Source organism: Streptomyces sp. NPDC093071 (genome assembly GCF_044754545.1).
Taxonomy (GTDB): domain Bacteria; phylum Actinomycetota; class Actinomycetes; order Streptomycetales; family Streptomycetaceae; genus Streptomyces.
This window is the reverse complement of sequence record NZ_JBIVPH010000015.1, coordinates 1-16,607: the sequence shown is the minus strand read 5'-3', so window position 1 is coordinate 16,607 and position 16,607 is coordinate 1. Positions and strand designations below refer to the sequence as shown.

Genomic DNA, 16,607 nt, shown 5'->3' with positions numbered 1-16,607 from the left:
CGCGGACGGTGCACTTGCCGACAGGGTGTTGCCGCGGATCACGCCCGGCGACGCGAAGGGTGCGGGCCCGTGAAGGACCCGCACCCCCGGCGAACGAGAACCGAACGAGAACCGCTACGTCGTCCGGCGGCGTCTCGCGCCCGGCCGCCGCTCGCTCGGCCGCGTCACCGAGTCGCCCGCCTCCAGGGCGGACTCACGGCGGCGCGTGCCGAAGTCCGCGAGGGCCTCGGCCAGCTTGTGGACGGACGGCTCGGGCGACAGGACGTCGACCCGCAGGCCGTGCTCCTCCGCCGTCTTGGCGGTGGCGGGGCCGATGCAGGCGATGACCGTGACGTTGTGCGGCTTGCCGGCGATGCCGACGAGGTTCCGCACGGTCGACGACGAGGTGAAGAGGACCGCGTCGAAGCCGCCGCCCTTGATCGCCTCGCGGGTGTCGGCCGGCGGCGGCGAGGCCCGTACGGTCCGGTAGGCGGTGACGTCGTCGACCTCCCACCCGAGCTCGATGAGGCCCGCGACCAGGGTCTCGGTCGCGATGTCGGCGCGCGGCAGGAAGACGCGGTCGATCGGGTCGAAGACCGGGTCGTACGGCGGCCAGTCCTCCAGGAGTCCGGCGGCGGACTGCTCGCCGCTGGGCACCAGGTCGGGCTTGACGCCGAAGTCCACGAGCGCGGCGGCCGTCTGCTCGCCCACCGCGGCGACCTTGATCCCGGCGAAGGCGCGGGCGTCGAGCCCGTACTCCTCGAACTTCTCGCGGACGGCCTTCACGGCGTTGACGGAGGTGAAGGCGATCCACTCGTAGCGGCCGGTGACCAGGCCCTTGACCGCGCGCTCCATCTGCTGCGGGGTGCGCGGCGGCTCGACGGCGATCGTCGGGACCTCGTGCGGCACGGCGCCGTACGAGCGCAGCTGGTCGGAGAGCGAGGCGGCCTGCTCCTTGGTGCGCGGCACGAGGACCCGCCAGCCGAAGAGCGGCTTGGACTCGAACCACGACAGCTGGTCCCGCTGCGCCGGGGCGCTGCGCTCGCCGACCACGGCTATGACCGGCCGGTGGCCCTCGGGCGAGGGGAGGACTTTGCCCTGCTTGAAGACCTGGGCGATGGTGCCGAGGGTGGCGTTCCAGGTCCGCTGGCGGGTGGTGGTGCCGGCGATGGTGACGGTGAGCGGGGTGTCCGGCTTGCGGCCGGCCGCGACCAGTTCGCCGGCGGCGGCGGCCACCGAGTCGAGGGTGGTGGAGACGACGACGGTGCCGTCGGAGGCGCCGACCTCGTTCCAGCACCGCTCGTCGGCGGTGCGGGCGTCGACGAAGCGCACGTCGGTGCCCTGGGCGTCGCGCAGCGGCACGCCGGCGTACGCGGGGACGCCGACGGCGGTGGCGACGCCGGGGACGACCTCGAAGGGGATGCCCTCGGCGGCGCAGGCGAGCATCTCGGCTCCGGCGTTGCCGTCGAGGCCGGGGTCGCCGGTCACCGCACGGACGACCCGCCTGCCGCCCCTCGCGGCCTCCATGACAAGATTGGCCGCGTCCCTCAACACGGGGACTCCGGCGGCTGTTGACGCCTCGTCGACAACCGCCAGTTCCGGCGTGCTCACCCCCGCGCGCGCATGGCCGCGGACGACGTCGAGGACCTCCGGCTCGGCGATCAGGACGTCCGCTCCCGCGAGGGCCTCGACGGCCCTGAGGGTCAGGAGTCCCGGGTCGCCCGGTCCCGCGCCGAGGAACGTGACGTGCCCGTGGCCCGCGAAGGCCGGGGACAGGGGGCTGGTGGTCGGGCTGGTGGGGTTCAAAGTGCTCGCTCCCCCATAAGACCGGCCGCACCCTTGGCGAGCATCTCGTCCGCGAGTACGCGTCCGAGCGCCATGGCCTCGTCGTGCGAGGTGGGTACGGGTCCGGTGGTGGACAGCTGCACCAGCGTCGAGCCGTCGGTGGTGCCGACGACGCCGCGCAGGCGCATTTCGGTGACAGCCTGCCCGTGACCGGGGTCGTCGGCCAGCAGGTCGGCGAGCGCACCCACGGGTGCGGAACAGCCGGCCTCCAGGGCGGCGAGCAGGGAACGCTCGGCGGTCACGGCGGCCCGCGTGTGCGGGTCGTCGAGAGCGGCGAGCGCGGCGACGAGTCCGGCGTCGGACGCCGGACACTCGACGGCGAGGGCCCCCTGGCCGGGGGCGGGCAGCACGGCGTCGACCGGGAGGCGGTCGGCGCTCAGGGAGCCGGTGAGCTCCTCGGTGCCGCCGATGCGGTTGAGTCCGGCCGCGGCGAGGACCACCGCGTCGAGCTCTCCGCCGCGGACGTAGCCGACGCGGGTGTCGATGTTGCCCCGGATCGGGACGCAGGTGAGCTCCAGTCCGTGGCTGCGCGCGTAGGCGTGGAGCTGGGCCATGCGGCGCGGCGAGCCGGTGCCGACCCGGGCGCCCTTGGGCAGCCGGTCGAGCGTGATCCCGGCGGGGGCGATCAGGACGTCGCGGGGGTCCTCGCGGCGGGGGATCGCGGCCACGACGAGGTCGGGGTGCGGGGTGGTCGGCAGGTCCTTCAGCGAGTGGACGGCGAAGTCCACCTCGCCGGCGAGCAGCGCGTCGCGCAGGGCGGCGACGAAGACGCCGGTGCCACCGATCTGCGCGAGGTGCTCGCGGGAGGTGTCCCCGTACGTCGTGATCTCCACGAGCTCGACGGGCCGGCCGGTCAGCTGCCGTACGGCGTCGGCCACGTGCCCGGACTGGGCCATGGCGAGCTTGCTGCGCCTGGTCCCGAGCCTCAGTGCCCTCTCGGTCATACTCGCCCTCGGTTCTTGACGTCGGCGTCATTCAGGTCGGCCCGGCTGACGGCGGCGACCGTCTCCGGGTCGAGGTCGAAGAGTGTCCGCAGCGCGTCCGCGTACCCGGCGCCGCCGGGCTCGCTGGCGAGCTGCTTGACCCGCACGGTCGGCGCGTGCAGGAGCTTGTCGACCACGCGGCGCACGGTCTGGGTGATCTCGGCGCGCTGCTTCTCGTCGAGGCCGGGGAGCCGGCCTTCGAGGCGCGTGACCTCGCTGGTCACCACGTCGGCGGCCATGGCGCGCAGGGCGACGACGGTGGGGGTGATGTGGGCGGCGCGCTGGGCGGCGCCGAAGGCGGCGACCTCGTCGGAGACGATGGCCCGGACCTGGTCGACGTCGGCGGCCATGGGGGCGTCGGCGGAGGCCTCGGCGAGGGACTCGATGTCGACGAGCCGGACGCCGGGGACGCGGTGGGCGGCGGCGTCGATGTCGCGGGGCATGGCGAGGTCGAGCAGGGCGAGGGGGGCGCGGCGGTCCCGTGCGGCGGCCGCGACGCCGTCGCCGGTGAGGACGAGTCCGGTGGCGCCGGTGCAGGAGACGACGATGTCGGCGCGGTCGAGTTCGTCGCCGACGGCAACCATCTCGGCCGCGCGTGCGGCGACTCCCGTGCCGCCGGGCTCGTTCAGGATCTGGGCGAGGCGCTCGGCGCGGGCGAGGGTGCGGTTGGCGATGACGATCTCGGCGACGCCGGAGCGGGCGAGGGTGGCGGCGGCCAGGGAGGACATGGAGCCGGCGCCGATGACGAGGGCCTTCTTGCCCTTGGCCCAGGTCTCGACGTCCTCGCCGTCGGCGAGCTGTTCCAGGCCGAAGGTGACGAGCGACTGTCCGGCCCGGTCGATGCCGGTCTCGCTGTGGGCGCGCTTGCCGACCCGCAGGGCCTGCTGGAAGAGGTCGTTGAGGAGGCGTCCGGCGGTGTGGAGTTCCTGGCCGAGGGCGAGGGCGTCCTTGATCTGGCCGAGGATCTGACCCTCGCCGACGACCATGGAGTCCAGGCCGCAGGCCACCGAGAAGAGGTGGTGGACGGCCCGGTCCTCGTAGTGCACGTAGAGGTAGGGGGTGAGTTCGTCCAGGCCGACGCCGCTGTGCTGGGCGAGGAGCGTGGACAGCTCGGCGACGCCGGCGTGGAACTTGTCGACGTCGGCGTAGAGCTCGATGCGGTTGCAGGTGGCCAGGACGGTGCCCTCGGTGGCCGGTTCGGCGGCGAGGGTGTCCTGGAGGAGCTTGGTGCGGGTGTCGGCCGGCAGGGCGGCCCGCTCCAGGATGGAGACGGGGGCGCTGCGGTGGCTGAGTCCGACGACGAGGAGGCTCATGCCGGCATCACGGCGGGGACGTCCCCGTCGGGTCCCTTGCGGCTGCCGGTGCCCGTGGCGCCCCGGGGGGCGGGCGGCACGGCGGCGGGGGTGTGCTCCGCGCCGTCGTCGGCCCCGGCGTCCTCGCCGGCCTTGCGCTGCTCGTGGAAGGCGAGGATCTGGAGCTCGATGGAGAGGTCGACCTTGCGCACGTCGACGCCGTCGGGCACGGAGAGCACGGTCGGGGCGAAGTTCAGGATGGAGGTGACGCCGGCGGCCACGAGGCGGTCGCAGACCTGCTGGGCGACGCCGGCCGGGGTGGCGATGACGCCGATGGAGACGCCGTCGTCCTCGACGATCCGCTCCAGGTCGTCGCTGTGCTGGACGGGGATGCCGGCGACGGGCCGGCCGGTCATGGCGGGGTCGGCGTCGATCAGCGCGGCGACGCGGAAGCCGCGGGAGGCGAAGCCGCCGTAACCGGCGAGGGCGGCGCCGAGGTTGCCGATGCCGACGATGACGACGGGCCAGTCCTGGGTGAGGCCCAGCTCGCGGGAGATCTGGTAGACGAGGTACTCGACGTCGTAGCCGACCCCGCGGGTGCCGTAGGAGCCGAGGTAGCTGAAGTCCTTGCGCAGCTTCGCGGAGTTGACCCCCGCCGCGGCCGCGAGCTCCTCGGAGGAGACCGTGGGTACGGAGCGCTCCGAGAGCGCGGTCAACGCGCGCAGATACAGCGGAAGCCGGGCGACGGTGGCCTCGGGAATTCCTCGGCTACGGGTCGCCGGTCGGTGAGTTCGGCCAGTTGCCACGGTGCTCCTGCGGGATGAGCGGGGCTGCAGGCGGCCATATGTCCCAAGACCGCCCCGTCGAATGCAGGCTATGTCTTTGTGAACGCGTGCACAAAGATGGTGTCCGTTTTGTCCGGCCAAAGTGACCGGGGTCACGCGGCCGGTTCCCGTTGCCGCGGAACCGCGGAGAAGCGCGACGCGTTGAGAACCCGAAGGGGGCAAAACCGCACACTCTCCTCACGATGACGCCCCCGAAACCCAACAAAACGTCCATGATGGTAACCGGGTTTCGGTCACGCACCCAGTTCGCGCCGGAGCCGGTCGGCGTCCACGCGCCAGAAGGTGTGCTGCTCCCCGTCGACCAGGACGACGGGGATCTGCTCCCAGTACGCCCGGTAGAGCCCCTCGTCGCGGGTGATGTCCTTCTCCTCCCAGGACGCCCCGGTCTCCGCGCACACGGCCTCGACCACCGCCCGCGCGTCGTCGCAGAGATGACATCCCGGCCTGCCGATGAGGGTCACGGTCCGCGCCCCGGCGTCCGCCTTCTTCTTCCGTCCGAACATGGCGCCCATTCTGTCCCGCCGGCGCACCGGGCCCCGCCCGCCGAAGCCGGTTCCGGACGTGACCCGATTAACAGAGGAGCACCCCACTGTTCACGCCGCGGCATCGTCACAAGTCGGGAAGTACCGAACAGACTGGCTATGCTCACGGCATGGCCGCTCTGGGATGGCTCACCCCTCGTAGGCGCTCCGCCACCGCGCGCAGCGTCCTCGCAGGCGAGGCCGCTGCCGAGGCAGCGCGCAAGACCTCGCTCCAGCTGGAACGGGAGCGGGAGGAGGCCTCGGCCGAACCCCCCGCCGAGCCCGAGTTCCCGGTCGTCGGGGACGTGCGGGCGGCCGCCTTCTTCGACCTCGACAACACCGTGATGCAGGGCGCCGCGATCTTCCACTTCGGCCGCGGCCTGTACAAGCGGAAGTTCTTCCAGCGGCGCGAGCTGGCCCGCTTCGCCTGGCAGCAGGCCTGGTTCCGGCTGGCCGGCGTCGAGGACCCCGAGCACATGCAGGACGCCCGCGAGAGCGCCCTCTCCATCGTCAAGGGCCACCGCGTCTCCGAACTGATGAGCATCGGCGAGGAGATCTACGACGAGTACATGGCCGACCGGATCTGGCCCGGCACCCGCGGCCTCGCCCAGGCGCACCTGGACGCGGGCCAGAAGGTGTGGCTCGTCACGGCCGCCCCGGTCGAGACGGCCACGATCATCGCCCGCCGGCTCGGCCTGACAGGCGCGCTCGGCACGGTCGCCGAGTCCGTCGACGGCGTCTACACCGGCAGGCTGGTCGGCGAGCCCCTGCACGGACCGGCCAAGGCCGAGGCCGTACGGGCCCTCGCCACCGCCGAGGGGCTCGACCTGGGCCGCTGCGCCGCGTACAGCGACTCGCACAACGACATCCCGATGCTCTCGCTCGTCGGGCACCCGTACGCGATCAACCCGGACACCAAGCTCCGGAGGCACGCGAAGGACCGGGAGTGGCGGCTGCGCGACTACCGGACCGGGCGCAAGGCCGCCAAGGTCGGCATCCCCGCCGCCGCGGGCCTGGGCGCGCTGGCCGGCGGCACGGCCGCCGCGGTCGCCCTGCACCGCCGCCGCCACTGACCCCGGGGCGCTCCCCGCCGCCCCCGCGGCCCCCTGAGCTGCCGATACGTTTCGGCTGCGATCATCTGCGACAACCCCGGACCGGACGCCCTCACCCGTCCGTGGTCGAACAGCACCGCACAGGTCGACTCCCGGGCATTCCCGGCCCCTTACCCCGCAGCGGCCCGGATCACGCACGCAGCTCTCACTTGAGCACAACAGAACGTGCACGTGATCACATTCGAAAGCAGACCGATCAACAACCAGTCACCAACTGGACCTTGATCCGACTGCAAGCAGTAACAGATACGACGGAACCGGCGATTTCTGCAACTGGGTGTAGCGCTGCCTGTACGAAGCGTTATTCTCCTCAGACGCACAAAGGACCCCTCACGTCGCCACGACGGGTGAAAGGTCCCGCACTGCACGTGATGGAAGCTCTGCCTCTGGGAGTCCCGTGTACCCACACGTCGGGGTTGACACCTCGGGCCTGGCTACGCTGCGCGCAACGGTCCTCGACCACTTGCGCGGCTTCGTCCCCACCGCGTACGCCGGCCCTGTCCCCGCCTTCGCCTTCGCCGCACCGGCACCCGTCGGACCTTGCTACGCCCTGGCCGACGGCAGCGCCGCCGTGGGCAGACGCGGCGCCCGTTCCGGCACCTCGACCGCCTCCCGCCGTCCCGCCGCGGACAGCGACAGCGCCCGCATGATGGACCTCGTCGAACGGGCCCAGGCGGGCGAGGCCGAGGCCTTCGGCCGCCTGTACGACCAGTACAGCGACACGGTCTACCGCTACATCTACTACCGCGTCGGCGGGAAGGCGACCGCGGAGGACCTCACCAGCGAGACCTTCCTGCGCGCCCTGCGCCGGATCTCCACCTTCACCTGGCAGGGCCGCGACTTCGGCGCCTGGCTCGTCACCATCGCCCGGAACCTGGTCGCCGACCACTTCAAGTCGAGCAGGTTCCGCCTCGAGGTCACCACCGGCGAGATGCTCGACGCCAACGAGGTGGAACGCAGCCCCGAGGACTCCGTCCTGGAGTCCCTCTCCAACGCCGCCCTCCTCGACGCGGTCCGCCGCCTCAACCCCCAGCAGCAGGAGTGCGTGACCCTGCGCTTCCTCCAGGGCCTCTCGGTCGCCGAGACCGCCCGCGTCATGGGGAAGAACGAGGGGGCGATCAAGACCCTCCAGTACCGGGCGGTCCGCACCCTGGCCCGCCTCCTCCCCGACGACGCCCGCTGAGCGGACGCCGACCCCGACCGCCGGTTCATCGGTTTATCGGTCCGCCGGTTGTCGATCGTCCGGCGCCCCCACGCGCCGGGCCCCGCCCCTCCCCCCACATGCCCCACGACCCCCGCCCAACTCACAGTCGGTGACGCCTCGATGACGCACTGGTCCGATCATCTATCGCGCGTAACCCAAGTGCCGCGCCGCTCGTTGTGCGGGATGCAGGCTCCCTGTGGTCACGCCATGCCCGCAGCCACTCACTCTTTCGTGTGGTCGCGCTCAAGGCGTGCAACCCTCCGGACACCCCGGGGAGTCGACCGTCATGACGAGAGGAGGTGCCGCCAGTGATCGCGAACGTATCGGCGCACCGGCGGGCGAACGCCTTCGCCCAGGCCCTGGAGGACCGGGCGTCCGAGGGCGCCGCGGCCGAGCGGCCCGAGGCCCCGGCCGAACCGGCCGAACCTGCGCAGCAGGGACGGCTCCTGGCCTTGGCGAACGGGCTCGGCGAGCTGCCCAAGCCACAGCTGGACCCCGAGGTCAAAGTGGTGCAGCGGGCCCAGTTGGTCGCCGCCATGGAAGCGATGCTCATGGAGGGGGGCGCGACCGCCGGCCCCACGGTCCCGGAGCAACGGACCTCGACCGGCAAGGGGGCCCACCGGGCCTCCCCGCTCCGGAAGCTCCGTCCCCGGTCCCGCTGGACCAAGGGGCTCGCCGCCGGCGGCCTCACGGTCGGCGTGGCCGCGGGAGCCTTCGGCGGCGTGGCCGCCGCCAGCTCCGACGCGCTCCCCGGCGACTCGCTCTACGGGCTGAAGCGGGGGATGGAGGACATCAAGCTGGGCATGGCGGACGACGACGCGGACCGCGGCGGCATCTACCTCGACCAGGCCTCCACCCGACTCAGCGAGGCCCGCCGCCTCATGGAGCGCGGCCGCGCGGGCGACCTCGACCACGAGTCGCTCGCCGAGATCCGCCGCGTCCTGGGCGGGATGAAGCACGACGCCGCCGAGGGCCACCGGCTGCTCCGCCAGGCGTACGAGCGGGACGGCGCCATCGCCCCGATGGCGCGGCTCAACTCCTTCGCCCAGGCCCACCGGGACACCTGGGACGGCCTCCGCGACCGGCTCCCCGTGCAGCTCGCGGACGTCGGCAGCGAGGTCACGCACGTCTTCGACGCCATAGACGAAGAGGTCGAGCCGCTCCAGTCGGTGCTCCCCCGCACCCCCGAGAAGGGCGCGGCCGGCACCGAGGGCCCCCGCAGCACGCCCAGCGCGCCGCAGGACTCCCGGGAGACGGACACCCAGCGTCCGCCGGCCGGCAGCGAGACCCCGTCCTCGGGCAGCCCGACCACGGCACCCCGCCCGTCGGGCCCCGGCACGGACACGAGCCCCGGCACGGACACGAGCCCTGGCGCGGACAGCGGCACCGCCACCCCGCCGAAGGACGACGGCCTCATCGGCGGCGGCAGCGGCGGACTGCTCAAGCCCTCGCCGACCGGGACAACGACGTCCCCGCCGACGGCGGACCAGCCGGTCCCCGACGTCCCCGACGTCACCATCCCGCCCATCCTGCCCGGCCTGCTTCCCGGCCTGGGCATCGACAGCGAGGACGCTCGCTGACAAGAGGAAGGGGCGCCCCCACGGACGGGGGGCGCCCCTTCTTCATGCCCGCACCCGGACGTCCGGGCCCCGGAAGGGCTCACCGGAAAAACTCAGAAGAACACCGACCGCCGCTGCACCAACAACTTGGCCCCTCCTCCCCCGCCCTCCTCGCACCGCTCGGCCCGAGGGGCCTCACAGGCTTCGGAAGGCTGCGCCGGCCTCCGACCGGCGGCGGGGAGGCGGCCCGCCTCCGACTCCCCCGTCGCCTCAGAAGAACACCGACCGCCGCTGCACCAACAGCTTGTACAGCGTGTGCTGGATCTGCTCCCGCACCTGGTCCGTCAGGTTGAACATCAGCATCGGGTCCTCCGCCGCCTCCGGCGCGTAGGAGTCCGTCGGGATCGGCTCCCCGAACTGGATCGTCCACTTCGTCGGCAACGGTAGCGCCCCCAGCGGCCCCAGCCACGGGAAGGTCGGGGTCAGCGGGAAGTACGGCAGGCCGAGGATCCGCGCCAGCGTCTTCGCGTTCCCGACCATCGGGTACATCTCCTCCGCGCCCACGATCGAGCACGGCACGATCGGCACCCCGGCCCGCAGCGCCGTCGAGACGAACCCGCCCCGCCCGAACCGCTGGAGCTTGTACCGCTCCCCGAAGGGCTTCCCGATCCCCTTGAAGCCCTCCGGCATCACCCCGACGACCTCGCCGGCCCGCAGCAGCCGCTCCGCGTCCTCCGCGCACGCCAGGGTGTGCCCCGCCTTGCGCGCCAGCTCGTTGACGACCGGCAGCACGAAGACCAGGTCCGCGGCGAGCAGCCGCAGGTGCCGCCCCGCCGGATGGTGGTCGTGGACGGCGACCTGCATCATCAGGCCGTCCAGCGGCAGCGTCCCCGAGTGGTTGGCGACGATCAGCGCCCCGCCCTTGTCGGGGATGTTCTCGACGCCCTTCACCTCCACCCGGAAGTACTTCTCGTACAGCGGGCGCAGCAGCGACATCAGGACCTGGTCGGTGAGCTCCTCGTCGTAGCCGAACTCGTCGACCTCGTACTCGCCGGTGATCCGCCGCCGCAGGAACGCGAGCCCGCCCGCGAGCCGCCGCTCCCAGCCGCCCCCGGCGTCCGGCGGCTCCGGGGCGACGGGCCCGGCCGGCTCCTCCACCGCCCGGACGGCGGGGGGTTCCGGCTCCTGCGGCCCCGGCAGGGCCCGTACGGCCGCCGCCTCGCCGTCGGCCCGGGGGGACCGCCGGCGGGCCCGTGAGCGGTCGTCGTCGAAGGGAATGACCTTGGCGTCCGCCATCGCAGTCGGGCCTCCTCAGGCGCCGTCGTGAACTGTGGGAACTCCGGGGGGAGAAGCGGGGGCCAGGCGCCCGGCCAGCCGGTCCACCGCACCGGCCAGCGCCTCCGGCGGCAGCAGCCCCCGCCCCCGGCCGCGCGCGAAGTCCGCGAAGGCCTCCGCCGTGGTGTGCCGGGGCGAGAAGCCGAAGACCTCGCGCGTGTGGACCGTCGAGACGACCCGGCCGTGGGTGAGCAGCCGGATCTGCTCGGGCGCGAAGTCGGTGATCCCGACCGTCCGCAGCGCCGTCCCCACCCAGGTGACCGCCGGGAGCAGCACCGGCACCGTCGGCCGGCCGAGCCGCCGCGCGCACTGGGAGAGGAGCAGCACCCCGTCCCCGGCCACGTTGAAGGTGCCGCTGTTCTGGGTGGCCCGGCGCGGCTCGTGCGCCGCCAGGCGCAGGACGTCGATCACGTCGTCCTCGTGGACGAACTGCAGCCGCGGGTCGTAGCCGAGGACGGTCGGCAGGACCGGCAGCGCCAGGTACTCGGTCAGCGGGGAGTCGATCCGGGGCCCCAGGATGTTCGCGAACCGCAGCACGCACACGGCCACGTCCGGGCGGCGCCGGGCGAAGCCCCGCACGTACCCCTCGACCTCGACGGCGTCCTTCGCGAAGCCCCCGCTCGGCAGCGCCTTCGCGGGCGTCGTCTCGGTGAAGACGGCCGGGTCGCGCGGTGCGGAGCCGTACACGCTCGTACTGGACTTGACGACGAGGCGCGCGATCCGCGGCGACTTCTGGCAGGCGCCGAGCAGCTGCATGGTGCCGATGACGTTGGTCTCCTTGACCGACGTCCGGCCGCCCCCACCGAGTGCCGTCCCGGTGACGTCCAGGTGGACCACCGTGTCGACGTCGTGCTCGACGAGGACCTTCGCGATCTCGGGGCGGCGGATGTCCACCCGTACGAAGTCGGCGGCGCCGAGCTGGTGCGGCGGGTCGACCGCGTCCACCGCGATCACCCGCTCCACCTCGGGGTCCCGCTGGATCCGCCGCACGAAGCGGCCGCCGAGGTGCCGGGCGGCACCGGTGACGAGCACGACCCTGCCCAAGATCAGCGCCTTCCGTCCGTCTTCCGTTGGTCGCCACCGTAGCGCTTCCAGATTTCGGCGCAATAAAAGCGTGGCCCTCCACCGCGAACGGTGAAGGGCCACGCCCGACGCACTGAATGCTGCGGTGCAGCGGTCGCCTTACTTCTTGTTGCGACGCTGAACGCGCGTGCGCTTGAGCAGCTTGCGGTGCTTCTTCTTCGCCATCCGCTTGCGCCGCTTCTTGATAACAGAGCCCACGACTACCCTCGCTCACTTCTCGGAACATTCCCGCTCGGCGGGAATCGGTGCGGGGCGTCTGGGCCCACACGACCTACGTCGGCCTAGCCTACCGTCCCGAGCACCTCGCTCGTAATCCGAGGGCAACATCCGGCTCTCCCGGGGGCCGCCCAGAGTCCTTCCGGGCTTTTCCGGGGCCGTGCCGCGCGCTCGCTACGCGGTTCCCACCCCCACGTAGGACTCCCGGAGGTACTCGTGCACCGCCTGTTCCGGCACCCGGAAGGACCTGCCCACCCGGATCGCCGGCAGATGACCGCTGTGCACCAAGCGGTACACGGTCATCTTCGAGACGCGCATCACCGAGGCGACTTCCGCCACGGTCAGAAACTTGACCTCGTTGAGAGGTCGATCGCCAGCAGCCATGACCCACCTGTACCTTCCGCCGCGACGCCCACCGGCTTCCCCTCCGGTGACTCTTCGTCGCCGAGCGCTCACGATCCAGAGTAGGGGCGGGTGGTACGAGTGGGGAAGAGGAGCCACCACCGGCCGTTTACCGTGACAGACGGGCCCGATTGAGTACATAGCGCGTCAGCGGGAGGTACGAGGCGGAGTGCACCCCGTCGTCGAGCGGCACCACCGCCGACACCTGCCCCTCCGCCTCCCCGACGAACAGCGCGGGATCGTCCGTATCGGCGAGCCCGATGGCCTCGATACCCAGCTGACCTGCCCCGCAGACCCATCCGTGGTCCCCGACCACCAGCTCCGGAAGCGGCCCGCCGGAGTCGGCCGCGCTCTCCAGGGCGGCCCTGACCGGAAGCGGCGAATGGGAGTGCGCCCCCGGTGCGCGCCTGCCCCCGGGCGGTCCGGGTTCCCGCACGAACGCCACCCCCCGCGCGTAGTCGAGGAGGTACGTGCGTACGCCGAACCGGGTCGTCATGTCGACACATCTCCCCTGCGCCGGGGTGAGGACAAGACATCCCGCCGCCGACAACGCGTCTGCGAGAGCGGCGTAGAAACCGAGCAACCGGTGCGGATGACCCGTCCCCAGGAGCACCGGAACCCGCCGCGCCGCCGCCGCGCCGAGCCGCGCCGCGAAGGCGTCGAGCCCCCGCACCGTCCGCTCCGGATCGATGGCGTCCGGCCCGGACCGGTGCCCCGGGTCCCCCGACACCCCGCACCTGTCGGCCATGAGCCGCAGCAGCCCGGCCTCGTCCCAGGCCCGCACCGGATCGAGCCCGAGCAGCACCCGGGGATCGCGCGCGGCGAAGAGCCGGTAGCTCCGCAGGTTCTCCTCCCGCGGGGTCGCGACCGTGCCCGCCAACCCCGCCGCCAACAGATGCGCCCGCAGCGCCCCGGTACTCAACACCCTTCCGATGCTGCCGGAACACGGCCGCCCGGGGACCCGAACCTCCCGGACGCCCCACCGTCGGCGTAACTTCCGGCCGGGCGTTCCCGGGACCGGCGGCCGGACGGGCCCTAAGCCAGCAGCCCCCGCAGCGGGAAGGCAGCCCTGCGGGTCGCGATCACCGCCTGGTCGAGCCGGTCGGCCGGGTCGTACCCCCCGGCCCAGTCCCGGAAGTCCACCGGCCACCGTCCGTCCGTCATCCGCGCGGGCCCCAACTGCCGCGTCCGCGCGTACACCTCGTCCCGCCAGGACGAGGGGATCACCGACGCCGGGTCCACGGGCGCGTGCGCCGCGATCCCCACCAGGTGCGTCCACGACCGGGGTACGACGTCGACCACCGCGTATCCGCCGCCGCCGAGCGCCAGCCACCTGCCCCCGGCGTGCTCGTGCGCCAGCTCGTGACAGGCCTCCTGGACCGCCCGCTGGGCGTCGAGGGAGACCGCCAAGTGGGCGAGCGGGTCCTCGAAGTGCGTGTCCGCCCCGTGCTGCGTGACGAGGACCTGCGGCCGGAAGTCCGCGAGCAGCTCCGGCACGACCGCGTGGAAGGCCCGCAGCCACCCCGCGTCCCCGGTCCCGGCCGGCAGGGCCACGTTCACGGCCCCGCCCTCACCGGCCCCCGGCGCGCCGGTCTCCTCCGGCCAGCCGGTCTGCGGGAACAGCGTCCTCGGGTGCTCGTGCAGCGAGACCGTCAGGACCCGCGGGTCCTCCCAGAACGCCGCCTGCACCCCGTCCCCGTGGTGCACGTCCACGTCCACGTACGCCACCCGCTCCGCGCCCAGTTCGAGCAGCCGGGCGATGGCGAGCGAGGCGTCGTTGTAGATGCAGAAGCCCGCGGCCGCCCCGGGCATCGCGTGGTGCAGCCCGCCGGAGAAGTTGACCGCGTGCGCGGCCTCCCCGCGCCACACGGCCTCCGCCGCCCCCACCGACTGCCCGGCGATCAGCGCCGACACCTCGTGCATCCCGGCGAACGCCGGGTCGTCGACCGTGCCGAGCCCGTACGCCTGGTCGGCGCGGCGCGGATCGGCCGAGGCCGCCCGCACGGCCGTAACGTAGTCCTCGCGGTGCACGAGCCGCAGCGTCGAGTCCCCGGCCGGCTTCGCCGCGACCACGTCGACCGCCCGGTCGAGCCCGTAGGCCCGCACCAGCGACATCGTCAGCGCGAGCCGTACCGGATCCATCGGATGCTCGGACCCGAAGTCGTACTGCGTGACAGCTTCATCCCACATCAACAGTGCGCGGCCGCTCATGCCCGCCACCGTATCGGGCCCCTCGCGAGCCGAACGACGTGGCGTACGCCACCGTCACGAGGACGAGCACCATCGGCACCAGCATGGCGCCCCGGTAGCTCCACGCGTCCCCGAGCGCCCCCACGAGCGGCGACCCGATCAGGAAGCCGACGTAGTTGAAGACGTTGAGCCGGGCGACGGCCGCGTCGCTGTTCCCGGGGAAGAGCCGCCCGGCGGCGGCGAAGGTCTGCGGCACGATCACGCTGAGCCCGAGCCCGAGGAGCGTGAACGCCGCGATCCCCGCCCAGGCGCCCGGCGCCACCGCGACGAGCCCGAACCCGAGCGCCGCGAGCACGGCCCCGCCGCGCACGACCGCCGCGGCCCCGAGCCGGCGCACCCCGAAGTCCCCGACGGCCCGCCCGAGGAGCGTCGTCACCATGTACGCGTTGTACGGCACGGTCGCGAGCTCCTCGGAGCTGTGCAGCACGTCCTGGAGGTACTTGGCGCTCCAGTTGGCGACCGTGGAGTCCCCGATGTACGCGAAGGTCATGACGAGGCAGAGCGGCAGCAGCAGCGTGAACGCGACCCCGCCGCCGGCCTTCTCCGCGCTCTCCGCGCTCTCCTCTGGCGCGGGCCCGTCGCCACCGGCCGCGTACCAGCGGCTGCCGACGAGCGCGAGGGGCAACAGGACGGCCACGACCGGCAGATAGGACGTGAACAGCGACAGTTGCCAGTGCGCCCCGGCCCAGGCGAGCGAGGCCCCCACGATCCCGCCGAGGCTGTACGCGGCGTGGAAGCCGAGCATGATGCTCCGGCCGTACGCCCGCTGGAGGCTCACGCCCAGCATGTTCATGGAGGCGTCCAGGGCGCCCACGGCGAGCCCGAAGAGCCCGAGCGCGACGGCGGCCTCCCACAGCTCCGTGCCGGCGCCCACGGCGAGCAGGGCCAGCAGCACGAAGGGCTGCGACCAGCGCAGTACCACGGCGGGCCCCACCCGGGCGACGACCTTCTCGGTCGTCACGCTCGCCACTCCGGCGAGGATCGGCACGGCGGCCAGGAAGGCGGGCAGCAGCGCGTCGGATATCCCGTACCGGTCCTGGATCGCCGGTATCCGGGTCACGAGCAGGGCGAACGTGACCCCCTGCACGAAGAAACCGACCGCCAGGGATCCCCGCCCACGCCGCAACCGCGCATCCGTCATGGCGGCACAGCGTACGGCCGGAACCTACTCCTGGGTAGACGGATCAGAGACCCAAAATCGCGGGGAGCTGGTCCATCCTCCGGAAGAAGCCCCGGGCCCCGGCGAGCTTCTCCTCGGGCGTCATCGCGGTGAACCCGTACACGTCCATCCCGGCGGCCAGGGCGGCCCGCACGCCGAGCGGGCTGTCCTCGACGACGACGCACCGCCCGGGCTCGACGCCCATCCGCGCGGCGGCGTGCAGGAACAGGTCGGGCGCCGGCTTGCCCCGGCCGACGTCCTCGGAGCTGAAGACGTTCCCGTCCCGGAACCAGGCGTCGAGCCCGGTCTTCCGGTGCCCGACCCCGATCCGCTCGTGACTCCCCGAGGAGGCCACGCAGTACGGGACCCCGGCGTCGACGAGCCGCTTCAGCACGTCCTCGGCACCGGGCACGGGCTCCAACTCGGCCTGGAACGCGGCGAAGACGCGCGCGTGGAGGACGTCGTCGAAGTCCACGGGCAACCGCTGCCCGGTCCGCTCCTCGACCAGGTCGTGCACGCGGTGCATGGCGGACCCCATGTAGTCCCGCAGGGAGTCCTCGTACGAGGTGGGGTGCCCGAGCTCCGTCAGGTAGCCGGCCAACAGGGTGTTGGAGATCGGCTCGCTGTCCACCAGCACACCGTCGTTGTCGAAGATGACCAAGTCGTATCGCATGGCACCAGCCTAGAACTGGTCCGGAACGCAAAAATGCCTCAACCCCCAGACATCGTCTGGGGGTTGAGGCTAAAAATTGTTCGGCGGTGTCCTACTCTCCCACAGGGTCCCCCCTGCAGTACCATCGGCGCTGAAAGGCTTAGCTTCCG

At 72.7% G+C, this 16,607-nt stretch carries 16 protein-coding genes; 3 read left to right on the top strand and 13 right to left on the bottom strand.

The genetic code is table 11. The annotated features are described in order from the left end of the window. Window positions 1-114: 114 nt before the first annotated feature. The 5 genes from ACIQD7_RS32660 to ACIQD7_RS32640 form a co-directional block, all read right to left on the bottom strand. Window positions 115-1,785: a uroporphyrinogen-III synthase gene (locus ACIQD7_RS32660; protein ID WP_402446660.1), complete on the bottom strand. Its 1,671-nt coding sequence runs from the start codon at window positions 1,783-1,785 to the stop codon at window positions 115-117. After that, complete coding sequence (hemC, locus tag ACIQD7_RS32655) at window positions 1,782-2,768, bottom strand: hydroxymethylbilane synthase (protein WP_402446657.1); 987 nt, start codon at window positions 2,766-2,768, stop codon at window positions 1,782-1,784. The genes ACIQD7_RS32660 and hemC overlap by 4 nt, the downstream gene beginning before the upstream one ends. Then, window positions 2,765-4,120: a glutamyl-tRNA reductase gene (locus ACIQD7_RS32650; RefSeq protein WP_402446655.1), complete on the bottom strand. Its 1,356-nt coding sequence runs from the start codon at window positions 4,118-4,120 to the stop codon at window positions 2,765-2,767. The genes hemC and ACIQD7_RS32650 overlap by 4 nt, the downstream gene beginning before the upstream one ends. Beyond that, window positions 4,117-4,905: a redox-sensing transcriptional repressor Rex gene (locus ACIQD7_RS32645; RefSeq protein ID WP_402446652.1), complete on the bottom strand. Its 789-nt coding sequence runs from the start codon at window positions 4,903-4,905 to the stop codon at window positions 4,117-4,119. Before ACIQD7_RS32645 ends, ACIQD7_RS32650 begins: the two co-directional genes overlap by 4 nt. A gap of 272 nt (window positions 4,906-5,177) precedes the next feature. After that, a complete protein-coding gene (locus ACIQD7_RS32640; RefSeq protein ID WP_121828931.1) occupies window positions 5,178-5,456 on the bottom strand; it encodes a glutaredoxin family protein in 279 nt (92 codons plus the stop codon). A gap of 140 nt (window positions 5,457-5,596) precedes the next feature. On the opposite strand from ACIQD7_RS32640, the gene ACIQD7_RS32635 reads away from it, so the two are divergent. The 3 genes from ACIQD7_RS32635 (at window position 5,597) to ACIQD7_RS32625 (ending at window position 9,361) form a co-directional block, all read left to right on the top strand. Then, a complete protein-coding gene (locus tag ACIQD7_RS32635; protein ID WP_121828930.1) occupies window positions 5,597-6,538 on the top strand; it encodes an HAD family phosphatase in 942 nt (313 codons plus the stop codon). A gap of 436 nt (window positions 6,539-6,974) precedes the next feature. After that, the gene (locus tag ACIQD7_RS32630) at window positions 6,975-7,760 is read left to right on the top strand and encodes an ECF subfamily RNA polymerase sigma factor, BldN family (RefSeq protein ID WP_161373595.1); all 786 of its coding nucleotides are present in this window, start codon (window positions 6,975-6,977) and stop codon (window positions 7,758-7,760) included. A 329-nt stretch (window positions 7,761-8,089) separates the two neighbouring features. After that, the gene (locus ACIQD7_RS32625) at window positions 8,090-9,361 is read left to right on the top strand and encodes a DUF5667 domain-containing protein (protein WP_402446647.1); all 1,272 of its coding nucleotides are present in this window, start codon (window positions 8,090-8,092) and stop codon (window positions 9,359-9,361) included. Between the two features lie 249 nt (window positions 9,362-9,610). Here ACIQD7_RS32625 and ACIQD7_RS32620 read toward each other — a convergent pair whose 3' ends face one another. From ACIQD7_RS32620 to ACIQD7_RS32585, 8 genes are all read right to left on the bottom strand, one after another. After that, window positions 9,611-10,636, bottom strand: coding sequence for a lysophospholipid acyltransferase family protein (locus tag ACIQD7_RS32620; RefSeq protein WP_121828927.1), 1,026 nt, complete (start codon window positions 10,634-10,636; stop codon window positions 9,611-9,613). Window positions 10,637-10,651: 15 nt separating this feature from the next. Next, window positions 10,652-11,719, bottom strand: a complete 1,068-nt coding sequence (locus tag ACIQD7_RS32615; protein ID WP_402446644.1) for an NAD-dependent epimerase/dehydratase family protein — start codon at window positions 11,717-11,719, stop codon at window positions 10,652-10,654. Window positions 11,720-11,857: 138 nt separating this feature from the next. After that, window positions 11,858-11,956 (bottom strand): 30S ribosomal protein bS22, encoded by a 99-nt coding sequence (locus tag ACIQD7_RS32610; protein WP_003948845.1) that lies wholly within the window; start codon window positions 11,954-11,956, stop codon window positions 11,858-11,860. Window positions 11,957-12,148: 192 nt separating this feature from the next. Next, window positions 12,149-12,358, bottom strand: coding sequence for a helix-turn-helix domain-containing protein (locus ACIQD7_RS32605; RefSeq protein WP_030219271.1), 210 nt, complete (start codon window positions 12,356-12,358; stop codon window positions 12,149-12,151). 127 nt (window positions 12,359-12,485) lie between these two features. Next, complete coding sequence (locus ACIQD7_RS32600) at window positions 12,486-13,301, bottom strand: phosphatase (RefSeq protein WP_402446640.1); 816 nt, start codon at window positions 13,299-13,301, stop codon at window positions 12,486-12,488. A 110-nt stretch (window positions 13,302-13,411) separates the two neighbouring features. Then, complete coding sequence (locus ACIQD7_RS32595) at window positions 13,412-14,587, bottom strand: acetoin utilization protein AcuC (protein WP_121828925.1); 1,176 nt, start codon at window positions 14,585-14,587, stop codon at window positions 13,412-13,414. Further along, entirely contained in the window at window positions 14,556-15,767 is a 1,212-nt protein-coding gene (locus ACIQD7_RS32590) for an MFS transporter (protein ID WP_402446637.1), read from the bottom strand. Before ACIQD7_RS32590 ends, ACIQD7_RS32595 begins: the two co-directional genes overlap by 32 nt. 43 nt (window positions 15,768-15,810) lie before the next feature. Continuing rightward, window positions 15,811-16,458, bottom strand: a complete 648-nt coding sequence (locus ACIQD7_RS32585; protein ID WP_402446634.1) for an HAD family hydrolase — start codon at window positions 16,456-16,458, stop codon at window positions 15,811-15,813. Window positions 16,459-16,607 lie beyond the last annotated feature (149 nt).

Coding starts and splice junctions, on each gene's coding strand:
- hemC (WP_402446657.1), bottom strand. CDS start 2,768: ATGACCGAGAGGGCACTGAGGCTCGGGACCAGGCGCAGCAAGCTCGCC.
- ACIQD7_RS32650 (WP_402446655.1), bottom strand. CDS start 4,120: ATGAGCCTCCTCGTCGTCGGACTCAGCCACCGCAGCGCCCCCGTCTCC.
- ACIQD7_RS32640 (WP_121828931.1), bottom strand. CDS start 5,456: ATGGGCGCCATGTTCGGACGGAAGAAGAAGGCGGACGCCGGGGCGCGG.
- ACIQD7_RS32635 (WP_121828930.1), top strand. CDS start 5,597: ATGGCCGCTCTGGGATGGCTCACCCCTCGTAGGCGCTCCGCCACCGCG.
- ACIQD7_RS32620 (WP_121828927.1), bottom strand. CDS start 10,636: ATGGCGGACGCCAAGGTCATTCCCTTCGACGACGACCGCTCACGGGCC.
- ACIQD7_RS32605 (WP_030219271.1), bottom strand. CDS start 12,358: ATGGCTGCTGGCGATCGACCTCTCAACGAGGTCAAGTTTCTGACCGTG.
- ACIQD7_RS32595 (WP_121828925.1), bottom strand. CDS start 14,587: ATGAGCGGCCGCGCACTGTTGATGTGGGATGAAGCTGTCACGCAGTAC.
- ACIQD7_RS32590 (WP_402446637.1), bottom strand. CDS start 15,767: ATGACGGATGCGCGGTTGCGGCGTGGGCGGGGATCCCTGGCGGTCGGT.
- ACIQD7_RS32585 (WP_402446634.1), bottom strand. CDS start 16,458: ATGCGATACGACTTGGTCATCTTCGACAACGACGGTGTGCTGGTGGAC.